Origin of the sequence: Paenarthrobacter sp. CC6, from assembly GCF_040560085.1 — a bacterium.
GTDB lineage: Bacteria > Actinomycetota > Actinomycetes > Actinomycetales > Micrococcaceae > Arthrobacter > Arthrobacter nicotinovorans.
This window is the reverse complement of record NZ_JARDAN010000051.1, coordinates 1-818: the sequence shown is the minus strand read 5'-3', so window position 1 is coordinate 818 and position 818 is coordinate 1. Positions and strand designations below refer to the sequence as shown.

Below are 818 nucleotides of genomic sequence, written 5' to 3'. Positions count from 1 at the left end.
GCACCTGAAGGCCGTAAGTTGCTGCGCGTTGAGCAGCGTAATTCTGCGGTTCCGGTTGAACGTAAGCCTGAGTGGATCAAGGCCAAGGTCCAGATGGGGCCTGAGTTTGTCCAGCTCAAGAACCTGGTGAAGAAGGAAGGCCTGCACACGGTCTGTGAAGAGGCCGGCTGCCCGAACATTTTCGAGTGCTGGGAAGATAAGGAAGCGACGTTCCTGATCGGCGGGTCCGAGTGCACCCGGCGTTGTGATTTCTGCCAGATCGATACCGGCAAGCCCTCTCCGGTGGACATGTTCGAACCCACCAAGGTGGCCCGGAGTGTCCAGGCGATGCAGTTGCGCTACGCCACCGTGACCGGGGTGGCCCGTGATGACCTGGCCGATGAGGGTGTCTGGTTGTACGCCGAAACGGTCCGGAAGATCCATGAACTGAACCCGGGCACCGGGGTGGAGTTGCTGATCCCGGACTTCTCCGGCAAGCCTGAGCACATCGCGGCGATCTGTGATTCTAAGCCCGAGGTGTTCGCCCACAACGTCGAGACCGTGCCGAGGATTTTCAAGCGGATCCGTCCGGCGTTCCGGTACGAGAGGTCCCTGGATGTCATTACCCAGGGCCGGGATCTGGGCATGGTGACCAAGTCGAACCTGATCCTGGGCATGGGCGAGACGCGGGAGGAAATCTCCGAGGCCCTGCGGGACCTGCACCAGGCCGGTTGTGACCTGATCACGATCACCCAGTACCTTCGCCCGTCCGAACGGCACTTGCCGGTGGACCGGTGGGTCAAGCCGCAGGAATTCGTGGACCTCCAGCACGAAGCCGA

The 818-nt window shown here is 61.5% G+C and carries 1 protein-coding gene; it reads left to right on the top strand.

Translation table 11 applies throughout. The features are described from left to right. A partial coding sequence (locus PV760_RS21435) for a lipoyl synthase (RefSeq protein WP_354628659.1) occupies positions 1-818 on the top strand: 818 nt, incomplete at both ends.